A 26,116-nucleotide genomic window follows, 5' to 3' on the forward strand; every position below is an offset into this window, starting at 1 on the left:
TGTTTTTATTTTTTATTTACTCTATTAATGGTACTCACCATCCGGGATTCTGCACAAGTACACTCTGTGAAAGGTTAATTTGATTATAAGGAATCTGGCTCAAGCCTTTGGTGGCTTTCACACGGTCGACCCGTATGGTTATTGCATCATCAGCGCCTCCACTCTTCACCTTGACACCATTCAAGGCGAGCTTCTCGGCTGCCACGTCTATACCTTGACGCAGGAGATCCCAATAATTAATGCTTTCAAAAGCAAATTCAAGACGACGTTCTTCCATAATAGCTTGTTGAGACACACTCTTAGCTTGATAGTTGGCCGATACTGTTCCGTTGTCATCAACCTGATAAGCACGCTTACGCACTTGGTCGAAATAAGTTTGCGCATTGGGGCTACCCAGTTCTGCGGCCATCAACAATACGTCGGCATAACGGATAATAACGTAGTCTTGGCGGTTCTGTGTCTGGAAGTCACCGCTACCATCCTGCTTACCGGCATGGCTTCCATCGGCATAGCAAAGGGGAGCATACTTCTTCACAGCATAGCCGGTATATTCACGCCAGTCATTAAAACTGGTGGTAAAGTCGGCCGAACCGGTGATTCCTTCCCCTACCAAATCAATGATAGAAGCCGAACGGCGGAGGTCACCAGTGGGAAACGCTTCCACAAAATCAGGATTTACCGTCAATGCGCCCCATCCCTTGCAATAGGGAGCAGCATTAAGCTGGCGCATACCCAACATCACCTGCCAACGGTTGGAGTCATTATTCCCGTTATAATCCTGAGTAGCGGTAAATTTCAACGCAAGAATGGTTTCCTTGTTTCCATCACCGGCATATGTACCCTTCAAAGTTTCATAGTCTCCTTTTTCGGCCACTTTTGCAGAAGAAGCCGGCCATAAATTCTTGAATTGCGGTACCAAACCATATTCTCCTGAAGCGATTACGTCTTCTACAGCAGCCAAAGCTTCGGCACGAGTCACCTCTACAGGTTCTTCACCGTAATATCCGGTATAGAAAAGATAGGCACGTGCCAGCAAAGCCTCGGCGGCATATTTTGTAATATGTCCGTCGTTCTTGGTATAGTCGGCCTTGGGATAAGCGTCACCGGGAATATTCTCGATAGCATATTTTAAGTCAGTAAATATGGCACTGAACACCTCTTTGGCAGGTGAAGGAGCGCGATTTTCGTTTACCGGTTCCAGAAAGAGTGGGATATTCCCCCATAAACGAACCATATCCAGATAAAGCAATGCACGCAACGTACGACATTCGCCCATATAGATACCACGTTTGCTATCCGATTCATTCCATACAATCTGCTCTTCATGAGCTATCAGCTCGTTGCAACGATAGACGCCCGCATAATAATTTTTCCAGTCACCTTCGTATAGGTTGAGGTCAGCCGGCGATTGGGAGATGTCAAAACGGTCAATGGCCTGATAGCCACGTCCATCGGCATTTCCGGTAGCGCCAAAACACTCGGCACTCATCACCTCGGAAGCTATATAAAACCCTACCATCATGGCTGATGAAGTCTGGCGCCAACCATCATAACAACCTATCAGAGCACGATAAGCATCTTTTTCAGTCTTATAGAATGTACCGGTTGAAGATTCAGTCTTCGACGTAACATCGAGAAAACTGTCGGTACACGAAGCCAGTCCCAAACTCAGGAGCAGGACACTTGCCATAAATATATTTTTGTTTTTCTTCATATCAGTCTATATTTTAAAATTTCAAGTTAACACCAAACAATACGGTACGGGGACGGGGGTAATAACCTAAATCAACGCCCGACACCCAACCTTGTCCGTTATCTCCTTCGGGACCATAACCTATTTCCGGATCCATGCCGTCATATTTGGTAAATGTGAACGCATTCTGTACCTGAGCATAGATACGACACTGACTGATGACCTTACATCTCAGTAGCTTGGCAAAGTCGTAGCCCAAAGTAATGTTACTGATTCGCAGGTAATCACCATCCTGCACATAGAGGTCTGAGAACTGCCAGTTGAGATTCTGGTCTGTGACACGAGGTATGCGATTGCTGGTTCCCTCTCCTGTCCAACGTCCTAAAATTGCAGTAGTATAATTGGCTTGCTTGGAGGTATGGTTACGATAGCTCTGGACAATCTGCTGTCCGAAAGCACCGTTGGCCACTACAGAGAAATCAAGTCCTTTCCAGTTGAAACCGAGATTGAAGCCCATAGTGAAATCAGGAATACCGTTACCAAGATCGGTCTTGTCAAGCTCGTTCACCCGTCCGTCATGGTTGATGTCCACAAACTTCACGTCACCTGGTTGTACGTCAGCTTGCAGCACACCGTTACCAGCCTTAATCCAATCCTCTATTTCTTGATTGTTTTGGAATATGCCTGCTGTCTTGAAACCATAGAAATAACCGATAGGCTTACCATTCTCGGCACGATAGAATTCAGGAGTATTGTCATACAACTGGTTGGTAGAGCCATGAATGATACCATCGTCGTTAGGAATCTCTCCGACCTTATTCTTATTGTAGGCACCGTTGATACCGATATTGTAACTAAAGTCTTTGCCTATTTGGTCATTCCAAGTAAGATTGAGTTCCACACCGGTGTTTTTCACTCCACCGCCATTAATATAAGGAGCACCTGCTCCGGCAGTAGCAAGAATAGGAGCCACCACGAGCCAGTCTTTAGTATCTTTAATGTAGAAATCGAAATTAACACCCAGGCGACTGTTGAGGAATCGGGCATCAAGACCGATATTGGTCTGCTGTGAAGTCTCCCACTTGATGTCAGCATTAGCCAGACGACTAGGGTAAGCTCCCCAGTTGGTTCCGAGCTGTGCCGCAGCATCCGAGTCGCCGTAACCGCTGCCGAAAAGATAGTGTGTATTGGTACTCTTGATAGGAGCCAGATATTGGAATGCGTCAATGTTGGCATTACCCACTTGTCCCCAGCTGGCACGTATTTTCAGGAAGTCGAGCCAGTTTTGCGTACTTTCCATGAATTTTTCGTTAGTAATGGTCCATCCTGCCGATACCGAAGGGAAGTAACCAAAACGGTTGCCTTTGGCAAAGTTGCTCGAACCGTCTGCACGCAAAGTAGCATTGACCATATAAGTTTCTTTCCAGTTCCAACCCAATCGGCCGAAATAGGACACCTTGCGGCTCTCGGTATGCGGATTGCCACTGGCACCCAAGCCGTTGGTCGAATCGGAGGCCGTTCCGTTGCCCACAAAAGCATGCTCCCAATCATCAAAACCTTCTTTCAACATACCATTTTTAGCTTCGATATAAGTGCCCTCGTAACGATAGGCTTCCATACCCAGCAAGGCGTTGAACGAATGTTCTCCCATAGTCCAGTCATAAGAAGCCGTATTGGTCCATGTCATACCCAAAGAGTGATTGGCATTTTGAGATACGGTAGTACGTTCTTCATTATATATATATTGGCTGAACTTGTAGAGAGGCTTGAAACTACGGTATTCGCTGGAACCATAAACCACACCGAATACAGACTTTATCTTCAAATTCTTGACAGGCTGCAATTCAGCATAAACATTACCGGAAAAAGTAGCCGTTTTGTTCTCATTGTTGCTGTCGGTCATCATTAAACCATAAGGGTTTCCATCACCTTTATTCCAGTCACTGGTACTGGTGTCATTGTAAGGCGAATCATAAAGATTATTATCGCTATAGACAGGAGCGATAGGCGATGTTCCGAATGCACCGCGTAAGGTATTATTATATTGGTTGCCTACACTGATACCGTTATTCATCTTATATACAAAACTCACCTGCTCGCCCACTTTCAAAATATCCTTGAAAAGTTTGTGCTCGCTGTTCACACGGAAATTGTAACGCGAATAGTTAGACACATCCGAACCGCCGACAATACCTTCCTGACTCATATATCCTAACGAAAGGGCATAAGTGGAAGTTGCGCTTCCACCAGTGACACCCAGCGTATAGCTCTCCGTTGTGGCATTATCTTTGAACATAGTATCTACCCAATCCGTATCATACACATTGCCATTGGCATCGTAAATAGACTGGTATTGGCTCCAATCGTAAGCCGAAAGTCCGCTATTCAAAGCCTGCTCATCCATAATGGCCATATACTCTTTTGCATTCAGCATATTAGCCTTACGAGCTACATTCTGTATTCCATAATAAGCATCGAAACTAATCTGCGCTTTACCTTCGCGCCCTTGCTTGGTAGTAATAAGCACTACACCATTAGCACCGGCCGAACCGTAGATAGCCGCACTAGCCGCATCTTTCAGTACATCTATACTTTCAATATCGGCAGGATTCAAAGTAGAAATATCACCACCCACACCATCAATCAGATAAAGAGGAGCACTATTTCCCACGGTACCAAGACCACGGATACTCACTTTCATGTCAGCACCCGGTTGACCGGAAGTCGAAGCAATACTTACACCCGGTGTCTGTCCCTGCATAGCCTGCAAGGGATTGGTTGTATTCATCTTGGCTATTTCGTCACCCTTCACCTGAACAGTGGCACCCGTCACCAATTTCTTCTTCTGGACACCATAGCCCACTACAACCACTTCATCCAACATTTCCGTGTCCTCCTTCAGCACCACATTGATGACGGAAGAAGTACCTACCTTGATTTCCTGTGATTGATAACCGATGTAAGAAAACACCAGTGTCTGTCCTTGTTGGGCACTTACCGAATACCGGCCATCAATGTCGGTAATTCCACCCGTAGCGGTTTCTCTCACCTGCACGCTGACACCTATCAACGGCTCACTATCCGTAGCCGATGTCACAACACCCGAAATGGTCTTGTTTTGAGAAGGATTAGCCTGCAGGTTACTGATTGCAGGTACAAGAAACAAAAGTACCAATGCAACACGGCATAAACGCAGATTTATGCACTTTTCCAAGAATGTTTTTCTCATTGTACATTATTTAATGGTTAATATCAAAGATTCATTGTGTTCTTCAATTAATACCAAAGAACTCGGATGCAAATGTATGGAGGAACAAGAAAAGAATGTCGAGAAATTGTTACGAAGAGTATATGATTTCGTTAATCAAGGCTTCTAAAATGTTACTAAAAAAGGTATAATTTGTTTTCCATCCCTTCTCTAAGCCTTTTGAAGAGGGGCTATTCTTCCCATTCCCCTCAATACCGGAATTGGTTTCACCTCACTTTTCCATCCCCAATATACTTTCTCCGGAGTACAAAGAACCATTTCTTTCTAAAAACGTTCTCAAGGAAGAACAACCTAAAGCTTAACAGATAATGAAAAAATTAGTAGTATTTGCAGTACTTGCCGCAATCGTGGCAAGCTGCGCCGATGACAATCCGCCCCAGATAGAAAAAAGCAGTGAGTTGGTATCACCACGACTTTTGATGGACGTGTCCACAGAAAGCGGACAAAGCCCGCTGACCGGCATACTGACCATCATGCCCTGCAAGGCGGGCACCTCTATTTATTATGGAAACTACATAAACCGGAAGCTGACACCTTTTTACGGTTACTACCAAGTTAAAGACGGAGCTTTCTATAACGATGGCGTCAATCGAGAGTTATCCTTACCCGCAGGTCTCTATAACATGATTTATTGGGGAACCCCTAAATACGAGGAGCCGATTTATGCACATCCTCTCATGAGGGACCCGGTCTACATCTTAGGCGAAGACATGTCCCGGCAACACTTCTCCCTATTCAAAATGGAAGCGGACACAACCTATTATCCGGTATTCGACCTGGTACACGCCGTCCAGCCTGCCAACATTGGAAGTGAGGACCTGAAAGCATCCCTCAAACGGGTAGTGACCGGACTGAAAGTAATCATCAAGGACAAGAACAACGGCATCCTCAGTTCGAGCATCGACAGCATGGTGGTGCGCATCACCAATATTGCTGGAGAACTGAATTTCTACACCGCCGCTCCTCAAGGAAGCCCACGCACAGTAGCCTTCCCTCTGGTCCGTTCCGTCGACGGTACACAAATGAGCAACGCCACCGTCATGCTCTTCCCTTCTTTCGGGAAACCGGAATTCCAGATGAGCATCATACTGAAAAATGGAAACGTGAAAAGTTTCAAGCAAACATTGAACGGACCTTTGGAAGCAAACTCCAAACTGACCCTGACCCTCACTCTGGGAGACATCTTTTCCGAAGAATCATCCGGAGAATTCACCCTTGACAACTGGAACGAGGAAAGCCAGACAATCGATGTCCCTTCATTGGATTGAGCTTGCAGCATCAAGGAAAGATAGAACGGTGCGCGTCCATCTTATAAAAAGGCAACGTGAACCAGAAAGTGGAGCCCTTGCTCAACTGTGACTCCACCCCTATCTCTCCTTTCAGTTCCTTCACAATGTTTTGCGAAATGGCCAGTCCCAGTCCGGTACCTTGCTTAAAGGAATCCAGCTTCACAAAGCGGTTAAAAATCCCCTGCGCATTCTCAGATGATATCCCCGTCCCGGTATCGGTGACATAAAAACGGATATAGCTATTTTCGGGCATTCCGTAACCAATGGTAATGCTACCGGCAGCAGTAAACTTCAGCGCATTACTGATGAAGTTATTGAATACCTGAGTAATTCTGCGCTGATCGGTATACAGCAGCAAACCGGGCAATGGCGTAACCGTGACCAGACGCACGTCTTTATTGGTCAGCCTGATACTTGTAGCCTGCTCTATCTCGGACACCATTTTATTGATATCCACGTTAGCATAGACATACTCCAATGTACCGGCTTCTATCTTCGACAAATCCAGAATGTCATTGATGAGCTGCAACAGCAGTTCATTATTCCGCTCTATAATATCGAGATACTCCACCCGTTCTTCCTCAGACACTTCCGTGGCCAAAATACTCGAAAAACCAACTATTGCATTGAGCGGAGTACGTATCTCATGACTCATATTGGCCAGGAAAGCCGATTTTATCCGGTTGGACTCCTCAGCCTCCTCTTTGGCCAGACGTAGTTTGCGCTCCATGATTTTCAAATCAGTAATGTCCCAAGCAGTATAAACAATCCACTTGCGACCATCAGAAAGCTTTATAAAATTATTGTTCTGGAAGGTAAACCGCTCCTCGTTCTTCTTGGTAAAAAAACGTCGTATACCTTCTTGTGGAATCCCCGTCTTGACCAACTCTTCATCCTCCTTCCTAATTAAAGCCGCAGCCTCTGGCATTGTTTCAAAATCCGTCTTGCCTATAGCCTCTCTGGCCGAACATTCAAAGAGTTCCTCTGCCTTTTTATTCCAAAAAGTATAGCGCATCCCATCATTCACATCCTTCACTTTTGCCGCAATGGGAAGATTATCAAGAATGCCTTCCAACAGTTGCAGATACCTCTCCCGGTCCCTTTCCCTCAATTTCTTCATCCGCCTCTGCATGAAGAAAAAGAAGAGGCACAGCACCAATGTACCTAAAAGAATGGAAATATAGACCATCTCTCTTTGAACAAACCCGTCGGGAATATCAAGCCTTTCCTGCAAGGTGAAAGCAGTATCGAAAAGTTCGGGGCTTTCAGCCATTTTGTCAGCCAATGCCGGATGAACAAAGATTATACAAAAAGAGAAGAATATCGTCAGTAACCGAATACTTCCGAGAGGTAAAAAAAGAGGAACATGTTTTGTCATAATTGGCAAACATTTAATAATTAAATAGTTAGATAAGATTCCAGCTACTGCAAATTTAGAAAAAAATAAATGCGAAAACAGTATCTACGAAATAAATTTGCATTTTACACCCATTATTTTGTATTTAATGCCGAGAAGAGAATATTTTGAGAATAACCCAATACAAAAGGATGATACAGCACAATCAGCTAATGCCTATATGAGCTTATCAGGAAGGAATCGTCGCTTTTCAAAACATGAGATTAAAACCTTTTTTACGTCCAGTATTGTATTTCTCAATCTCTGACGCAAATGATTTTTTCAGCTGCGCTGCCATAAAGTCCAAGAAAGGCTGACTGTTCTCATCTTCTTGCGACTGCCGCAAAGAAAGAATATAGTCGCCCCTATCTTCTTTAAAGATTTTCGTCGGAAAAAGATGATGGCAGAACTGGATATAGTTCATCAACAAACGAGCCGTTCTCCCATTGCCATCTACCCACGGATGAACGGTTACCAAATTGAGATGAGCATTGAAACTCAATTCATATCGTTCCCGAAATGTTTCCATATTCTTTTGCTTTTCTCTCAATATAGAACAAAGTTCTTCTACTTTAGCGGGAACTTTAGGATAGCTCATATAAGAACACCCGCCCACCCCAGCAGTAACGCCGCACAAACGAAATTCACCTTTAGAAGAATCAAAAGAACCGCCCATTACATTATATACACTCCCAGTAGTACGCATTAGAGCAGCATTCAATTTTTGTAAGAAAACAGGCGTAATTTCCGCATTTTGTGCACTTTCTTCTTTGGCGAGTTCGTATGCCTTCTTCAAATCCTCATTCATCAGATGATAGACCAACGGCTTTCCTTTGGCTGTTACCCCCTCATCAAAAAGCAACTGGGTATCCAATTCGGTAAGTGTAGAGCCCTCAATAGCAGTAGAATGGGTAATAAGCGAATAGAGGTAGTACTTTTCATAGTCTACCGACTGACTGATACCAAGCCTCACAAATTCTTGATTCAGTACTTCTATCTCTTGCCAGATATCTGTTCCCATGAGCAAAGGGCATAAAAGATAAGTATAAAAAGAAAGCGGGAAAAGCATTAAAACTTTCCCCGCTTCTTTATTTCGTACCCAGACCCGGGGTCGAACCGGGATGGAAGTGAATCCACTGGTGTTTGAGACCAGCGCGTCTACCGATTCCGCCATCTGGGCATGTTTGACTTCTCAAATGCGGTGCAAAGATACAGCTTTTTTCTAAACCTGCAATACTTTTCCTAAAAAAAGGCGAAAAAAACGATAAAACCTGCTTGAATCATTCCTTGTTTGTAAAATATGCAGTACATTAGCAGAAACTTTTAAAATCAATAGCATGGTAACCAATAAGGATAATTTCTGTGTAATTATGGGCGGAGGAATCGGCAGCCGTTTCTGGCCATTCAGCCGCAAGACACTTCCAAAACAGTTTCTGGATTTCTTCGGTACAGGACGTTCCTTGCTGCAGCAAACCTTCGACCGCTTCAAGCAGGTAATCCCCATGGAAAATATACTTATCGTAACAAATGACTTGTATGCCGACCTTGTAAAAGAACAGCTTCCCGAACTTAAACCCGAACAGATTCTACTGGAGCCGACACGCAGGAATACAGCCCCCTGCATTGCGTGGGCTTCCTATCATATCCGCGCCTTGAATCCGAACGCCAATATAGTGGTAGCTCCTTCGGACCACTTAATCCTGAAGGAAGGCGAATTTCTGGCAGCTATCGAAAAAGGGCTGGACTTCGTTTCCCAATCGGACAATCTGCTGACACTCGGCATCAAGCCCAACCGTCCGGAAACCGGATATGGCTATATACAAATAGCCGAAGCCGCCGGTGATAATTTCTACAAGGTAAAAACCTTCACTGAAAAGCCCGAACTGGAACTGGCAAAAGTATTCGTGGAAAGTGGAGAATTCTATTGGAACTCTGGTCTGTTCATGTGGAACGTAAATACCATCATCAAGGCAAACGAAGCCCTGCTGCCCGAGCTGACTTCCAAACTGGCCCCCGGCAAAGATGTGTATGGAACAGTCCAAGAGAAACAATTCATTGATGAGAACTTCCCTGCTTGCCCCAATGTCTCCATAGACTTCGGCATCATGGAAAAGGCAGACAATGTATATGTGTCATTAGGCGATTTCGGCTGGTCTGATTTAGGAACCTGGGGGTCTTTGTATGATTTGTCTCCCAAAGATGAAGCAGGCAATGTAGCCTTAAAATGTAAATCCCTCATCTATAATAGCAAAGACAATATCGTGGTGCTGCCCGACAACAAACTTGCAGTTATCGACGGTTTGGAAGGTTATCTCATAGCCGAGTCGGACAATGTATTACTGATTTGCAAGAAAGATGAAGAACATACCATCCGCAAATATGTGAATGATGCCCAGATAAAACTGGGAGAGGAATACATTTAAATTAAAAATTAAAGGATAGGTGCCGAAGGCAAAAAAATAGCGGGAGCTGGATGAAGTCCAACTCCCGCTTCCGTTTATTTAGGGGAGGAAAATAAACCGATTAAAGCACTGCACGGATAGCTTCTGCCACAGCCTTGAATTCTTCGTCCGTCAGTTTCAGTTTGGGATTGGAGAAAAGCATATCTTTTTCGTTCTGCATAGGAATCAAATGTATGTGCGCATGAGGCACTTCCAGCCCCAATACCGCTTCTCCTACCTTTCTACACGGAAAGGCCTTGCCGATGGCAAGTGCCACTCTCTTGGCGAAAACATGCATCGCCGCCAAATCCTCATCGTTCAAATCGAAGATATAATCCACTTCCTGCTTGGGAATGACCAATGTATGACCTTTTACCAACGGATTGATGTCAAGGAACGCAAAGAATCTGTCATCCTCCGCCACCTTGTAGCAAGGTATTTCACCTGCGATAATTCTACTGAATATTGTTGCCATAGCTATAAATTATAAAATAAGGCAAGCCCGTATGCGGACCTGCCTTCCTTTAAAAGGATATGTTCACTACTTCCAGGTTAATCATGCCCTGCGGAACTTTAATTTCTGCGATGTCACCTACTTTCTTGCCAAGCAGACCTTGTGCAATCGGAGTATTGACGGAAATCTTTCCTTCCTTCAGATTGGCTTCACTTTCGGAAACGATAGTATAAACCATCTTCATGCCATTCTTCACGTTCTTAAGCTCTACCTTATTGAGAATCTGTACAGAATCGGTTTTCAACTTCGACTCATCAATAATCTTAGCGTCGGCAATGGTCAGCTTCAAGTTGTTAATTTTCATCTCAAGCATACCTTGAGCTTCCTTGGCAGCGTCATACTCTGCATTTTCCGACAAATCACCTTTGTCACGCGCTTCGGCAATGGCAGCCGATATTTTGGGACGTTCCACCGTCTCCAGGTGTTTCAATTCGGCCATCAATTTCTTGTAGCCGTCTTCTGACATATAAGCCATACTTTTTCCTCCTTAAATGTTATGTTAGTTTTTAATGGTACTATAAACAAAAAAGAATTCCAACATGGTCAGCATGCTGGAACCCTCTTTCCGATTTTCCTTTGCAAAGATAGCCTTTTATACAATGCGTGTCAAGCATAAAAGGCTGCTTTGTAACATATTTAAACGAAAACTTCTTATTTATAACATGTTACAGCAATGCTTTCACTGCCGCCTCCAGGTCTTTAATGCTCTCTCCACGGGCACTCAACTCATTGTTCTTGTTGACCAGGAACACAGAAGGCACATTCTTCACATTATAAGAAGCCGCTATAGACGAATAAATTCCATTGCCGTCGCGCACACAAATCCAAGGCAGATTGTCGGCAGTTGTTTTCCAATAGTGCTCGTCTGCATCCAGAGAAACCTGATAGATTTCCAATCCCTGGGCGGCATACTTGTCGTACAAGTCGCGCAACATATAATTATGTGTAGCAGAAACGGCACTCTGATAAACAGTGAAGTCCACAATAACAGCCTTGCCCTTCAGTTCGCTCAACTTACGTGTATTGCCCTTCATGTCACGCAGGTTAATGTCGATGATGCCGGTTTCGGAAATTGCCTCTTCGGGGATTTCCACCACCTTCTGCTGCGGAGTACGGGTATTCTTCATTCCCTTTATCACAATATTGTAGAGGTTCTTGGAGCGGTCGGCATCCGGATAATAATTGTTCAGGCTGGTTGCCACGGCTGCAAAACACTTAATGTCTTCCTTATTGTTCAGAGGGTCGAAAATCAAATAATTATTCAACTTCTGGAACAAGGCGAAATAGGCAGCAGCCGTATTGGGAGCGGCAAAAATATAGCTGATTTTCACTTCATCCTTATAGTTCTTCAATAAAGAGGCAAGACTGTCCTCAAAAACATCGGCACCTATCTTATGTGCCTGCACCGACTGCAGCAATGCATTCACATTATCCTGAAGCTTCATCTGCTTCAGCGTCAAGTCCTTTATCTTCGAGCTATTCGGAGAACCTTCCACTGTATAGGCAGTGGCGAAATCGGTATAAGGTGCCTTTACCAAAACCGTTTCCGTCGAATCTACCGAGAAATTAATAACCTTGTCGTCTACCCGCAGACGGTAAAATTCCGGAGACACCGGACGTACCTGCTTGAAGTGGAAAGAGCCATCCCCTTCCAGTTTTACAGAATCCAAAGGAACAATACCTTCCAATGCCGAGGCTTCCAAATAAAGCATCTTGCCGTCGGCACCAGACACTTCACCCTCTACTTTGAATTTCGGTTCGGAATTACATGCACCCAATGCTATTGCAGCAAGTGCCATAAAAAAGATTTTCTTCATATCGTATCTTCAGTTTTGTTTTGCAAACGTGCCTGCAAATATACTTCTTTTCAAGTTCAGTCAAAGCATTTTCCCTCGTTCTTCCATATAGAAAACTGCAAAAAACAACTAAATACAAACTTTTTATCTCATTCCCACCATTTTACATGAATAAATTATGTATCTTTGCACGAATTTTGAAAGAAAATTAGATATAAAACATTTTTTATGATTAACCCAATTGTTAAGACGATCGAGCTTCCTGATGGCAGAACCATCACGCTCGAAACGGGAAAGCTGGCAAAACAGGCAGACGGTTCTGTAATGCTTCGTATGGGCAACACCATGCTTTTAGCTACTGTTTGTGCCGCCAAGGACGCAGTTCCCGGAACAGATTTCATGCCATTACAGGTAGAGTACAAAGAAAAATTCTCCGCATTCGGACGTTTCCCCGGCGGTTTCACAAAGCGCGAAGGACGCGCTTCTGACTACGAAATCCTCACTTGCCGCCTCGTTGACCGTGCTCTCCGCCCCTTATTCCCTGATAATTTCCATGCAGAGGTATACGTAAACATCATTCTTTTCTCAGCAGACGGCGTAGATATGCCCGACGCTCTGGCCGGACTCGCAGCTTCTGCCGCACTTGCAGTTTCAGATATCCCCTTCAACGGACCTATTTCCGAAGTACGCGTAGCACGCATCAACGGACAATTCGTCATCAACCCTACCTTCGAACAACTAGAACAAGCCGATATGGACTTGATGGTGGGCGCCACTTACGAAAACATCATGATGGTGGAAGGCGAAATGGACGAGGTTTCCGAGCAGGACTTGCTGGAAGCGATGAAGGCCGCACACGAAGCCATTAAGATTCAGTGCAAGGCACAGATGGAACTGGCAGAAGAAGTAGGCTCTACCGTGAAACGCGAATATTGCCACGAAGTGAACGACGAAGAACTCCGTAAGGCCGTTCACGACGCTTGCTACGACAAGGCTTATGCCATTGCCGCTTCCGGAAACAAGAACAAGCACGAACGCATGGATGCTTTCGATGCCATCCGCGAAGAATTCAAGGCACAGTTCTCCGAAGAAGAACTGGAAGAAAAGGCAGCCCTCATCGACCGTTACTATCACGATGTGGAAAAAGAGGCGATGCGCCGTTCCATTCTGGACGAAGGCAAGCGCCTTGACGGACGTAAGACGACCGAAATCCGTCCTATCTGGTGTGAGACCAGCTACCTGCCCGGCCCTCACGGTTCCGCTATCTTTACACGTGGCGAAACACAGTCTTTGTCTACTGTGACTTTAGGCACCAAGTTGGACGAGAAGATTATCGACGACGTATTGGAACACGGAAAAGAACGTTTCCTTCTGCACTACAACTTCCCTCCGTTCTCTACGGGCGAAGCCAAGGCACAGCGCGGTGTAGGCCGTCGTGAAATCGGCCACGGCCATCTGGCATGGCGTGCATTGAAGGGTCAGATTCCTGCAAACTATCCGTATGTAGTACGCGTGGTATCCGATATCCTCGAATCAAACGGTTCTTCTTCCATGGCTACCGTATGTGCCGGAACTCTGGCATTGATGGATGCAGGTGTGAAAATCAAGAAACCGGTATCAGGTATCGCCATGGGATTGATTAAGAATGCAGGCGAAGACAAATATGCCGTATTGTCCGATATCCTCGGTGATGAGGACCACTTGGGCGACATGGACTTCAAGGTGACCGGAACAAAAGACGGTATCACCGCCACTCAGATGGACATCAAAGTGGACGGTCTGTCATACGAAATCCTCGAAAAGGCATTGCTGCAGGCTAAAGAAGGCCGTGAATATATCTTGGGCAAAATCACCGAGTGCATTGCCGAGCCTCGCGAAGACCTGAAACCTCACGCTCCGCGTATCGAGACAATGACCATTCCCAAGGAATTCATCGGTGCTGTCATCGGCCCTGGTGGAAAGATTATCCAAGGTATGCAGGAAGAAACCGGTGCTACCATTACTATTGAAGAAGTGGACAACATCGGTAGAATCGAAATCGCCGGTACCAACAAGAAGAGCATCGATGATGCTATGCGTATCATCAAAGGGATTGTAGCTGTCCCCGAAGTAGGCGAAGTCTACAAAGGCAAGGTACGCTCCATTATGCCTTACGGTGCATTCGTTGAATTCCTGCCGGGTAAGGACGGCTTGCTCCATATCTCCGAAATCGACTGGAAACGTCTGGAAACAGTAGAAGAAGCCGGTATCAAGGAAGGTGATGAAATTGACGTAAAACTTCTCGACATCGACCCGAAGACCGGAAAATTTAAGCTGTCACGCAAAGTATTGCTTCCGAGACCGGAAAGACAAGAAAGACCGGAAAAGAAATAAGAAATTTCTTATTCTTTAAGTATATAAAGCCTGGTGGAACCCCATCAGGCTTTCTTTTTGTCAATACTGCCAGAAATGGCTCTGAAAAAACAAGGCATAATGCTTGCATATTCCAAAAAGATTATGTTTTTTTGCTATGTAAAGCCTTATATTCCATAAAGAACCTCAATTAATGTCCGGTTTAAGGAGCCTACATACTATGAATCTTTTCTCACGCTTTTTCCAGGAAAACCAAGAAAAGTTTTTGGCTTTTGCTTATTCTTATCTCAGGGATAAAGCAGAAGCGGAAGACGTTGTGATGGAATCCATGATTGCCTTATGGGAAAACCGAGACCGCTGGGAAGAAAACAGTAACCTGCATGCCCTGCTGCTGACCATCATAAAGAACAAAGCCCTGCACGTACTCGAGCACAAGCAGGTGCGTCTGCGAGCGGAAGAAACCATCAGCAGCCACAACCTGCGCGAACTGGACTTACGCATCTCCACCTTGAAAGCCTGCGAACCGGACCAGATATTCAACACGGAAATACAGCATATCGTAAATAAGACCTTACAGGAAATGCCCGAGCAAAGCCGGAAGATATTCATGTTGAGCCGATACCAGAACCTGGCAAACAAGCAGATTGCCGATAGTCTGGACATATCACTTAAAACCGTAGAGGCACACATCACCAAAGTGCTGCGGATTCTCCGGCTGAGACTGAAAGATTATCTTGTTACCATACTCATAATATTAATATCCTAAAAAATGCTTCTACGGAATAGGGTTACCGCCCACTTTCCGGTTATATATACAAAAGGTAAAAAGAGCACGTTTTAGAAAAGAAATAAATTATTGACAATGAACCAAGAGCTATTATATAAATATTTCAAAGGTATTACTTCCGTTGAAGAAGAAAAGATGATACTCGACTGGATAGACGCCTCGGATGAAAACCGGGACATCTTCCTGAAAGAGCGCATGATATACGACATTTCCTTGTTCTCGGACAAGCAGGGAAACAATGAAAAGAAAACGGTGCACATCATGCCGATGCTCCGCTGGGCGGCCCGTATAGCCGCCGTCACCATTGTCGCCATTGCCGGTTATTTCATCACCTCCGACTTTTTATATAACAAGGAGGTGCAGTTGCAAACAGTCACTGTGCCTGCCGGACAACGGGCCCAAATTATCCTTGCCGATGGAACACGCGTATGGCTGAACTCCAAGTCCACCATGAAATATGCCGCCAACTTCGGACGCAACGAACGAAATGTGGAATTGGACGGAGAGGCCTACTTTGAAGTAGCCAAAAACAAGAATATCCCATTCTATGTACATACAGAAACGAACAAGGTAAAAGTTGTAGGAACGAGTTTCAACGTCTGTGCCTACAGTGGGAGCCATGAGTTCGGAACCACATTGGTGGAAGGTATCGTCGATATCTATCCGGCCAACAGCAGCCAGATAATCACCAGGTTGCAGAAAGACGAGGTATTTCTCAATGAAAACGGAAAATGTAGAAAGGCCGTCCTTCCTTCCTATGAATATCTACGCTGGAAAGAGGGACTATACTGTTTTGACGACGCTCCATTCAGCGGTATCCTCGGTAGACTGGAGAAATACTATAATGTAAAGATAACCGTTGCCAGTCCTCAACTGCTGAACTACGGCAGCTTTACCGGCAAGTTCAGAGAGCAGGACGGCATCGAACATATACTGCGGACCATCTCGAAAGACCATCCTTTCAAGTTCCGCATCAACGAAGAAAAGGATTCAATTGTTATATATGAGTAAGAAAAAAAGATCGGAAAGTACCCCCATACTTTCCGATCCGAAACAGTCAAAAATCGACCTTAATCAATTTATTAACTTAACACAGTGACAAAGATATGAGAAAAATTTTGTTGATGAGGCTTTTTTATCTAAAAAAATTAGATTTTAAGCAATTATTGCAAACCTATGAAAATCACATTATTCCTTCTCCTGCTTGTTATATTTCAGGTGTACAGCGGGAACTGCTACTCTCAGAATGCCAGGGTCAGCATTCAAAATGCCCGGCTGAGGGTAGGGCAAGTTCTCGAGCAAATTGAATCGCAAACAGAATACTTATTTGTATATAACAAACAGAACGTCGATGTACGCCGTACCGTCGACATCAATGCAAGCAACCAAACTGTTTCCGAAGTACTTGACCAAATGTTCAAAGGGACAGACATCAAGTATGTGATGGAAGGCAAAAACATCGTTTTAACCAAAAACAGCAGGAGTGCTGAGGATAAGACAGACACTCTGCAGGAAATGGCTACTGTAAGAGGAAAGGTGACGGACTCCAAAGGCGAACCGATTATCGGTGCCAACATTCTTGAAAAAGGGACCGCCAATGGTGTTATCACCAATACCGAAGGAGAATTTAGTATGAATATCCCTCCTTATGCCACTATTGTCGTATCCTACATCAGTTATGAGCCGCAAACCATTGCCCTGAACGGTAGAAATAATCTCCACATCCGGATGGAAGAAAAGAACCTCGCCCTGGAGCAAGTAGTGGTAACCGCCATGGGTATCCAGAAGAAAATGTCCTCATTGACCTATTCTACCCAACAGATAAGCAGCAATGAGCTGACCCGTGCCAAAGAGCCGAACATGATTAATACACTGGCAGGAAAGACGGCCGGAGTACAAATCAATAAAACCGCCAATTTAGGAGGTTCTGCCAAAGTCGTCATTCGCGGTGCACGCTCTGCATTTGCCAGCGGCAACAACCAGCCCTTGTACGTAATTGACGGTGTTCCTATGCTGAACAGCTCAACAGAATCCACCTCCACCGTAATCGGCGGTAACTACGATGGATTGAACCGTGATGCCGGTGACGGGATTTCCAACTTGAATCCGGACGACATAGAAAGCATCAACATCCTGAAAGGTTCTTCTGCCGCCGCGCTTTATGGTTCGCAGGCAGCTAATGGCGTCATTCTGATCACCACTAAAAAGGGAAAGGCCGGACTGCAGCGCGTTACATTCTCCTCCAACCTGACCGTAAGTCACGCCATCAGTACCCCCGAATTCCAAAATACATACGGCCGGAACGAAGATGGCGGTACGGCAAGCTGGGGTACAAAAGGCAATGTAACGGACTATGACAACATAGGCGAGTTCTTCAGCAATGGCATCACCACTTTCAATTCGCTGGCTATCACTACCGGAAATGAAAAGGTACAAACTTATTTCTCATACGCCAACACCACGGCTAAAGGAATTGTGGACAATAACAAACTACAGAAGAATAACCTGAACCTACACGAAACGGTCAGCCTCTTCAACAACAAGCTGAAACTGGACGGCATTGCAACACTAATGACCCAAACCGTCAAGAACTCCCCTGCTACCGGCGGCTATTATCTGAATCCGCTGGTCAGCTTGTACAGTTTCCCACGTGGCGTAGACATGAGCACTTACAGAGAAAACTTTGAAACGTGGAATGCCGACCGCAATATGATGACACAAAACTGGATTGAAAAGAATGGAGATGGTACCGTCAGTGAATGGGGACAGAATCCCTACTGGCTGAAAAACCGCGTGCTCAGTGGCTACAAGCGTTATCGCGCTGTGGCATCGGCCAGAGCCAATCTGCACATTACGGACTACTTCAGCCTGCAGGTACGGGGTAATGTGGATTATATCAGTGATAAATTCGACAATAAGATGTATGCCACTACAGCTCCCAACATCGCCGGCAAATACGAGGACAAGGAAAACGGACGTTACATCTGGTCGGACAGCCAGGAAATCCAAGTCTACGGTGACGCAATGGTCTTGTTCAACAAGGAATTTGATGACTTTTCCCTCAATACGGCACTGGGAGCCAGCATCAACATGAGTAAAGTCAATTCACTGACGATAGACTCAAGGCTTGCTTCCCTCTACAAACCGAATGTATTTACCGTCCCCAATGTAGTGATGGACTCCAAAGCAGCCGTAAATCAGAGCATCGACAGCAAACGCACGCTCCAATCAGTATTTGCCACCATGCAGTGGGGCTGGAAAGGACTACTATACTTGGACATTACCGCACGTAACGACTGGTCATCCACATTAGCCCACACAGACAGCAAGAATACCGGATTCTTCTATCCCTCCATAGGAGCTACCTGGATTCTTAACAAAACCTGCTCCCTGCCCAAATGGATAAGTTTTGCAAAAGTGCGCGCTTCATGGGCGGAAGTCGGTAATGACCTCCCGATAGGAATCACCAATCCGGTAGACATCATCATGGTAGGCGGCAGTATCAATGTAAATACCGTAGAACAGCGCGGTGACCTAAAACCGGAAATCAGCAGCTCCATCGAATTCGGTACAGAATGGCGCTTCTTCCATCACCGCTTCGGGATAGACTTCACTTGGTATCAGACCAATACCAAGAACCAGTTGTTGAGAATGGACAATCCTACGGGCTCCACCTATAAATACCGGTATGTCAATGCCGGAAAAATACGTAACCAGGGTTTTGAGCTGACGGTAGACGCCACTCCGCTACTATACAGAAACTTTTCGTGGAAGAGTCTCATCAACATGTCCGCCAACAAGAACAAAGTAGTGACCCTGCATCCTGACTATCCAGAATTTTCCTACTACGAAGAAGGTTTCAACGCAGGCTATCAGATGCGCGTCAAAGAAGGAGGCAGCCTGGGGGATATTTATGGAAATGCTTTCCGCCGTAACGAGGATGGCAGCATCATGGTTGATGAAACCAGCAAAAGGCCTTTAGGAAATACCGGAAACAAGGATTTGCTTGGGAATGCCAATCCAGACTTCACCATGGGATGGAGCAACACACTTACCTACAAGAACCTGGAGCTCTATTTCCTGATAGATTTCCGCTTTGGCGGCGAAGTCATGTCACTGACACAGTCTGAGTTGGATGCCAACGGCGTGACCAAAGTCACCGAAGATGCCCGCACCCGGGGATATGTAGAATACCAGGGACAGAAGTTCAACGACCCGAGAGCATTTTACAGCGCAGTAGGCGGCAGAAATGCCATCTCCGAATATTATATGTACGACGCAACCTGCATCAGACTCCGTGAAGTATCACTGAGCTATTCTTTCCCGAAAACGATACTGGAAAACAGTAGATTCATAAAGGGAATCGACGTATCATTGGCAGCGCGCAACTTGTGTTTCTTAAAGAAGGAAGCACCGTTCGACCCCGATGCAGTAATGTCCGTAGGCAACAACAATCAAGGAGTAGACGTGTTTGGCATGCCTACTACCCGGAATATCGGCTTTAACCTAAGATTAACCTTTTAAAATGAATACCTTATGAAAAACAAGTGCATCATATTCCTTTTCTGCCATAGCATATTGCTGCTTGCAGCTTGCACCGGCGGTTTTGAGAACGACAACGAAATCAAGGGAGGTTTCTCGGACGACAAAAAGGAAATAGATTTCCAGAACCTAACTGCTCCATTCGAACCCATACAGTCGGGTATCTACTTCAATATAGGTTCTGTTGGCTTAAATTGGGTATGGCAGATGACACAATCCCTGAACCATGACATGTTCTCCGGCTACTTCATGGACCCTATTCCTAAATTCATGAAATCCAACGCCTGCTACAACCTGAACTCAGGCTGGACCAATGCCGCATGGCAATGTACTTACGGATATGTCTACACGGAGGTGCAGAAGGCAGAAAAGAACTTTTATGGCAATGACAACTTGAAAGGCTACCTCGGCATTACCGAAATTTTGAAAGTGGAACTGATGCACCGCATTGCCGATACATACGGTCCGCTGGTCTACCATCAACTGGGTGAGACACCCCGGGTTTACGGACAGCAAGAAGCCTATACACGCTTCTTTGCAGACCTGGACGAAGGGCAGCAATTGATAAGGGAATACCTGGACGAGGGCGGTGACAACAACAAATTCAAAGAGTATGATATGCTGACCAACGGCAAGACCTTGAAGGAGTGGTTAAAGTTTGCCAACTCACTACGTTTGCGCCTTGCCATGCGCATCTCCAATGTAGATGCAACACTTGCCAAAGACCAAGCAACCAAAGCACTGAATGACAATCAAGGTGTACTGGAAGGTGCAAGGGAAACCATCGCTGTAATGGGCAAGAACTATATCAATCCTTTGTGTGCCGTTGCCGGTTGGGGTGAAGTCTACATGAATGCCTCGATGGAATCCATTGTCAACGGTTATGAGGACCCGCGTGGCAAGAAATGGTATAACACCGCCCTTCTCGAAGGTTATCAAAAACAGTTGTTAGGCATTCCCATCGGGTTACCCATGAAAGACGGTGACGCCAACATTTACAGTTTTTGCTCTTCCCTCAACACAAGTACCATCGGCGAAAAGACCGGAGCCGTATTGATGAGTGCGGCAGAAGTCTGGCTGCTCAGGGCCGAAGCAGCCCTCCGTGGCTATACCAAAGAGAATCCCCGCACATGCTATGAATACGGGGTAAGTACTTCATTTACACAGTGGGACTGTGCTGGTGCCTCCGAATATCTGGAAAGCGACAAAACCCCTGCCGATTATAAAGATGTAGTCTCGGGCGGCAAGGTAGGCAAGGACATGAAAGCCTTGATTACCATATCCCCCAAATGGGAAGAAGATGCAGACATAGAGACGAAACTCGAAAAGATTATTACCCAGAAGTGGCTGGCATGCTGGCCCGAAAGTTATGAGGCATGGGCTGAGCAACGCCGTACCGGATACCCCAAACTTTTCAAGGTCCAAAACAACACCGGAAAAGTGATTGATACGGATATCATGATCCGCCGCCTTCCGTTCTCGACGGACGCTGCCACTGCCGACCCGGCACAATACGCCACCCTCACGGAAAAACTGGGTGGCGCAGATAACGGCGCCACCCGCCTTTGGTGGGATACGGGGGAAAAACTCTTTCTAGAACAGACTCCACGCAACCGTAAGCCCTGCCATCACAATGGCTACCATGCTCATCAGCTTGATTAGGATATTCAAGCTCGGACCGGATGTGTCCTTGAACGGGTCTCCTACGGTGTCACCCACGACTGTAGCCTTGTGGACTTCACTGCCTTTGCCGCCAAAGTTGCCTTCTTCCACATACTTTTTGGCATTATCCCATGCACCACCGGCATTTGCCATGAAGATGGCAAGCACGAAACCACTGCTCAATCCGCCAATCAGCAGGCCGAGCACACCGGGAACACCGAAAATAAGTCCCGTCGCAATCGGAGCAATGATAGCTATCAGTGACGGAATCACCATCTCGCGTTGCGCCCCTTTCGTCGAGATTGCCACACAACGCTCATAATCAGGCTCCGTTTCTCCCGTAAGGATTCCCTTGATTTCGCGGAACTGGCGGCGCACTTCGTCTACCATATGGGCCGCTGCACGCCCTACCGCATTCATCGTCAATCCACAGAAAAGAAATGCCATCATCGAGCCCAGAAACATACCGGAAAGAACTTTCGGATTCATCAGCGTCACATCGTAGTGATGCATAAAGTCGAAGAAAGTGGCATCTTGAAGAGCCACGGCATCGCCATGAGGAAGCGACAGTTCGGTAGTCCCGAGGCGGGTCAGCCCGATACGGATTTCCTCGACATAAGAGGCCAGCAAAGCCAATCCCGTCAAAGCGGCGGAACCGATGGCAAAGCCTTTGCCCGTAGCGGCTGTAGTATTGCCCAAGGAGTCAAGCGCATCGGTACGCTTACGCACCTCTTCACCCAGACCGGACATTTCCGCATTGCCACCCGCGTTGTCAGCTATCGGTCCGTAAGCATCTGTAGCAAGCGTGATGCCCAATGTAGAAAGCATACCTACTGCGGCAATGCCAATACCATAGAGCCCCAGACCCACATTAGAGAAGTCGAAGCCCGAAGCAAAGAGATAAGAAGCAATGATACCTATCACCACGGCAATCACCGGAATAGCCGTAGAAAGCATTCCCAAGCCTATACCGGAAATTATGACTGTCGCCGGACCGGTCTTTCCGCTTTCACTCAGCTTTTGGGTAGGACGGTAGGATTGGGAAGTATAGTACTCCGTAGACCGCCCGATGATGATACCTACTATCAAACCCACTATCACGGAGCAGGAAATCCACAGCCAGTTGTCCAACTTCAGCAGCCACAGGATAAAGAAAGTGGCGACAACTATCAAAATAGAGCTGAGATTAGTACCGAAAGCCAGTGAGTTCAGCAAGTCCTTCATCTTCGCATTCTCTTTGGTACGCACGGAGAAGATACCGATAATGGAAAGCAATATTCCGACGGCTGCAATCAGCATCGGGGCGATTACGGCCTTGAACTGCATCAGCGTATCACCCGAGTGGATAAAAGCCGCAGCACCGAGGGCAGCCGTAGCAAGGATAGAACCGCAATAACTTTCGTACAAATCAGCCCCCATACCTGCCACGTCGCCTACATTGTCGCCTACATTATCCGCAATCGTGGCAGGATTACGCGGGTCGTCTTCGGGAATACCGGCTTCCACCTTTCCCACAAGGTCGGCACCTACATCGGCAGCTTTTGTATAGATACCGCCACCTACGCGTGCAAACAATGCCTGCGTGGAAGCGCCCATACCGAAAGTCAGCATGGTAGTGGTAATGATGCAGAGTTTATGGGTGGGAGTCATTACATCTTCCGGAATTACAGCATTCAGCAACAGATACCAGAAAGATATATCAAGCAAGCCAAGGCCAACCACTACCAGTCCCATCACCGCACCGCTACGGAAAGCCACGCGTAGTCCGGCATTCAGCGATGTGCGTGCCGCATTGGCAGTGCGAGCCGATGCGTAGGTGGCCGTCTTCATACCCAAAAAGCCGGAAAGTCCGGAAAAGAATCCTCCGGTAAGGAAAGCAATCGGCACCCAGGAGTTCTGCACTCCGAAACCGTATGCCATAATGGAGAAAAGGATAACCAGCCCCAGAAATACCCAGCCCACAATCTTGTATTGTTGGCGAAGGTAAGACATAGCACCTTTGCGCACAGCAGCGGCAATCTTAATCATCTGAGGCGTACCCTCACTCTCTTTCATCATCTGACGATGGAAATACCAGGCAAAACAAAGTGCCATAATAGAAGCGGCTGGAACCAGCCAGAATAGGATTTGGTCCATAGCATTTATTCGTATTAAAAGGTTGAACGAAAGCCTAAAAATATTGATTTGAAACGAAATAAGCAAATGAAAAAGAAAAGAAATCCAAGCAAGCATGTATTTATACTGGCGAATAAAACAACAAGCAGTACCCTTTTTTACCTATTTTTTGTATTTAATGAGAAGAATAGAGCACATATAGATATATATTACAACTTTTATAATACCTTTGCAACAAGTAAACAAGCTAAAAACAAAGGCATTATGAAACCAATCTATTCTAACCTGACATGCAAGATGCTGGCTTTGACATTATGCAGCATTATGCTGGCATTCCTATCCATAGGATGCGAACATGACGTCTACAATCCCGATAATGGAAAAGACGATGAGAAGACTCCCAACTCTTTTGATTTTTCTACGACATCTTCCATCCAAGTAAACGTAAAGTATGATGTCCCCGAAGGCTATAAAGTACTTTTTGAAATCTATCTTGAAGACCCGTTCACGATTGACAAAGATGGCCAGATTATAAAACGCACAGACCTGGAACCGGTCATCAGACGCATGACAGACGGTAACGGTGCATATAGCGGCAAGGAAATCATCAATTCGGACCATGGGGACGAAGCATATATCTATACTTCTTATATAGGGGTCCCCACCCTCTTCAAAACAGTTATTGCAGGAGATGCCATTACTGCCGACATCAAATGGGATTCCACCGATGATAATCCGCAAACACGGGCGGAGGGATGGCAGGCACCCAAAGGATACCATGTATTAGGAACATGGAGCTCCAAAGGATATCCTCATTATTTAGACACAGACAACAAAATCACAATTCCCGGTGATGTATTGACAATCATCAATACGACCTTGAAGGAAGGAGGCACATGCCCTAAGCAATACCGACAAGCCATAGATTTTGAAATCAATGATCCGGAAGGGCGCAATGCGGAAGTATCCATCCGGATAATTGGAGGAACCAGCGGTGCAGCGAGCGCCTTTGGCTATTATTGCTATAGGGCAGACGCATCTTTAAGTGAAATTAAAAAAGCCCCCAAATGCATTGTTTTTCCAAACACTCTGATGGATAATTATTATAATAAAAAGGCTTCCGGACTACAAGGCGGTGAAAGTGTAAAGCTTCATTACATAGACCCCGACGGAGTGGACCAAGGCACCGTATTTCCCAATGGAGTAAAAATCGGATGGTTCCTATTGAATGACAGCTTCTATGGCGGAAACAATAAGCCTTTCTACTCTACTACAAAGCTGAATGGGGACGGCCGTACACATACAGCTGCATTCCGCATCGATGATTTTGTCGTATTGTCCTTTGAAGATTGGACAGACCAAGACTATAATGATATACAATTCAACGTATGGTCCAACCCCATCGAAGCCATCATCAATCCAGATATTCCTGATATCAAACCTGACGGTGGCAACGAGGATAAGAAATACAGTCTGGAATACAAAGGAATCATCGCTTTCGAAGATAATTGGCCCAGAAAGGGTGACTATGACTTGAATGATGTTATTGTAAAATACCAGTCCGTATTGAACTTCAATGATGCCAATCAGGTCCTTTCTACAGAAGACACCTATGAGTTGCTTTGGTCCGGTGCCACTTTCAAAAATGGTTTCGCTTACCAACTGAATACAGAACGCAGCAATATGTCAACTGAAATATTGGAAGCCCCCACAACTTTCAACGGACAAGGACTGGATACAGACCTTTCCAAAGCTACCGTCAATGTATTTCTAAGTGCGCTCGATGTAACAGAGAGAAATACAAAAACCGCTACATATAAGATAAAGAACACCTTCAAGACTCCACTATCACACGAAACGCTTGGAATTCCCCCTTATAATCCATTCATCATGGTACATGACGAATTGAAAGAATCACGCATCGAAGTGCATTTGGTCAACTATCCTCCTACTGAAAAGGCAGACATGGCTCTATTCCATACCGAAGAGGATTTGTCCTCTGTACCGACAAGCTATTATGTAGCCAATGGCAACTATCCTTTTGCCATTCATCTAAGTGGAGCCACAAACTTCAATACTCCTGAAACCCACCCGATAGACAAGAGCTTTGAACATTTTATGGATTGGGTCAATTCCAATGGAACAGATTATAAGGATTGGTACAAATAACCGATAAAAGATACTCCTTATAAAGAAAATGGCAACCATTCACAGGGTTGCCATTTCTTATATCTTCCTATGTTGTAATATAGTAGAGCGAA

16 protein-coding genes and 1 tRNA gene are annotated in these 26,116 nt (G+C 45.6%); 8 read left to right on the plus strand and 9 right to left on the minus strand.

Translation table 11 applies throughout. From position 1 onward, the window contains the following. Positions 1-34 precede the first annotated feature (34 nt). Together DXD65_RS13180 and DXD65_RS13185 are read right to left on the minus strand one after the other, a co-directional pair. Positions 35-1,714 carry a RagB/SusD family nutrient uptake outer membrane protein gene (locus DXD65_RS13180; RefSeq protein ID WP_009037356.1) on the minus strand — a complete coding sequence of 560 codons (1,680 nt, stop codon included), beginning with the start codon at positions 1,712-1,714 and terminating at the stop codon, positions 35-37. Positions 1,715-1,727: 13 nt separating this feature from the next. Continuing rightward, the gene (locus DXD65_RS13185) at positions 1,728-4,922 is read right to left on the minus strand and encodes a SusC/RagA family TonB-linked outer membrane protein (RefSeq protein WP_117588593.1); all 3,195 of its coding nucleotides are present in this window, start codon (positions 4,920-4,922) and stop codon (positions 1,728-1,730) included. A 347-nt stretch (positions 4,923-5,269) separates the two neighbouring features. Between DXD65_RS13185 and DXD65_RS13190 the strand changes: the two genes are divergently transcribed. After that, positions 5,270-6,229, plus strand: coding sequence for a FimB/Mfa2 family fimbrial subunit (locus DXD65_RS13190; protein ID WP_005833650.1), 960 nt, complete (start codon positions 5,270-5,272; stop codon positions 6,227-6,229). 10 nt (positions 6,230-6,239) lie between these two features. Here the strand turns inward: DXD65_RS13190 and DXD65_RS13195 are convergent, their stop codons facing one another. From DXD65_RS13195 to DXD65_RS13205, 3 genes are all read right to left on the minus strand, one after another. After that, positions 6,240-7,628 carry a PAS domain-containing protein gene (locus DXD65_RS13195; protein WP_005824402.1) on the minus strand — a complete coding sequence of 463 codons (1,389 nt, stop codon included), beginning with the start codon at positions 7,626-7,628 and terminating at the stop codon, positions 6,240-6,242. 229 nt (positions 7,629-7,857) lie between these two features. After that, on the minus strand, positions 7,858-8,667 hold the full coding sequence (locus DXD65_RS13200; RefSeq protein WP_034525383.1) for a Fic family protein: 810 nt from the start codon (positions 8,665-8,667) through the stop codon (positions 7,858-7,860). Positions 8,668-8,742: 75 nt separating this feature from the next. After that, positions 8,743-8,826 (minus strand) — tRNA-Leu (locus tag DXD65_RS13205). Positions 8,827-8,983: 157 nt separating this feature from the next. On the opposite strand from DXD65_RS13205, the gene DXD65_RS13210 reads away from it, so the two are divergent. Next, positions 8,984-10,069 carry a mannose-1-phosphate guanylyltransferase gene (locus DXD65_RS13210; protein ID WP_005824399.1) on the plus strand — a complete coding sequence of 362 codons (1,086 nt, stop codon included), beginning with the start codon at positions 8,984-8,986 and terminating at the stop codon, positions 10,067-10,069. Between the two features lie 100 nt (positions 10,070-10,169). On the opposite strand, the gene DXD65_RS13215 is transcribed toward DXD65_RS13210, so the two are convergent. From DXD65_RS13215 to DXD65_RS13225, 3 genes are all read right to left on the minus strand, one after another. Further along, entirely contained in the window at positions 10,170-10,562 is a 393-nt protein-coding gene (locus tag DXD65_RS13215) for an HIT family protein (RefSeq protein WP_005824396.1), read from the minus strand. A gap of 49 nt (positions 10,563-10,611) precedes the next feature. Beyond that, the gene (gene greA / locus DXD65_RS13220; protein WP_005824394.1) at positions 10,612-11,076 is read right to left on the minus strand and encodes a transcription elongation factor GreA; all 465 of its coding nucleotides are present in this window, start codon (positions 11,074-11,076) and stop codon (positions 10,612-10,614) included. A 190-nt stretch (positions 11,077-11,266) separates the two neighbouring features. Beyond that, entirely contained in the window at positions 11,267-12,418 is a 1,152-nt protein-coding gene (locus DXD65_RS13225; protein ID WP_005824390.1) for a thioredoxin-like domain-containing protein, read from the minus strand. A 207-nt stretch (positions 12,419-12,625) separates the two neighbouring features. Here DXD65_RS13225 and pnp point away from each other — a divergent pair, with 207 nt between their 5' ends. The 5 genes from pnp (at position 12,626) to DXD65_RS13250 (ending at position 21,740) form a co-directional block, all read left to right on the plus strand. Further along, the gene (gene pnp, locus DXD65_RS13230; RefSeq protein ID WP_005824386.1) at positions 12,626-14,770 is read left to right on the plus strand and encodes a polyribonucleotide nucleotidyltransferase; all 2,145 of its coding nucleotides are present in this window, start codon (positions 12,626-12,628) and stop codon (positions 14,768-14,770) included. A 172-nt stretch (positions 14,771-14,942) separates the two neighbouring features. Beyond that, positions 14,943-15,515: an RNA polymerase sigma-70 factor gene (locus DXD65_RS13235; protein WP_005833682.1), complete on the plus strand. Its 573-nt coding sequence runs from the start codon at positions 14,943-14,945 to the stop codon at positions 15,513-15,515. A 96-nt stretch (positions 15,516-15,611) separates the two neighbouring features. Beyond that, positions 15,612-16,547, plus strand: coding sequence for a FecR family protein (locus DXD65_RS13240; protein WP_005824380.1), 936 nt, complete (start codon positions 15,612-15,614; stop codon positions 16,545-16,547). Between the two features lie 165 nt (positions 16,548-16,712). Beyond that, the gene (locus DXD65_RS13245; RefSeq protein WP_117887717.1) at positions 16,713-20,060 is read left to right on the plus strand and encodes a SusC/RagA family TonB-linked outer membrane protein; all 3,348 of its coding nucleotides are present in this window, start codon (positions 16,713-16,715) and stop codon (positions 20,058-20,060) included. A 12-nt stretch (positions 20,061-20,072) separates the two neighbouring features. Further along, positions 20,073-21,740, plus strand: coding sequence for a SusD/RagB family nutrient-binding outer membrane lipoprotein (locus DXD65_RS13250; RefSeq protein WP_233556139.1), 1,668 nt, complete (start codon positions 20,073-20,075; stop codon positions 21,738-21,740). On the opposite strand, the gene DXD65_RS13255 is transcribed toward DXD65_RS13250, so the two are convergent. Then, entirely contained in the window at positions 21,672-23,876 is a 2,205-nt protein-coding gene (locus DXD65_RS13255; RefSeq protein ID WP_009037367.1) for a sodium-translocating pyrophosphatase, read from the minus strand. The genes DXD65_RS13250 and DXD65_RS13255 overlap by 69 nt on opposite strands. A 66-nt stretch (positions 23,877-23,942) precedes the next feature. On the opposite strand from DXD65_RS13255, the gene DXD65_RS13260 reads away from it, so the two are divergent. After that, on the plus strand, positions 23,943-26,024 hold the full coding sequence (locus tag DXD65_RS13260; RefSeq protein ID WP_117887718.1) for an LruC domain-containing protein: 2,082 nt from the start codon (positions 23,943-23,945) through the stop codon (positions 26,022-26,024). The last annotated feature ends 92 nt before the right edge of the window (positions 26,025-26,116 follow it).

Origin of the sequence: Bacteroides sp. 4_1_36 (assembly GCF_003466325.1) — a bacterium.
GTDB classification, from domain to species: Bacteria; Bacteroidota; Bacteroidia; order Bacteroidales; family Bacteroidaceae; genus Bacteroides; species Bacteroides uniformis.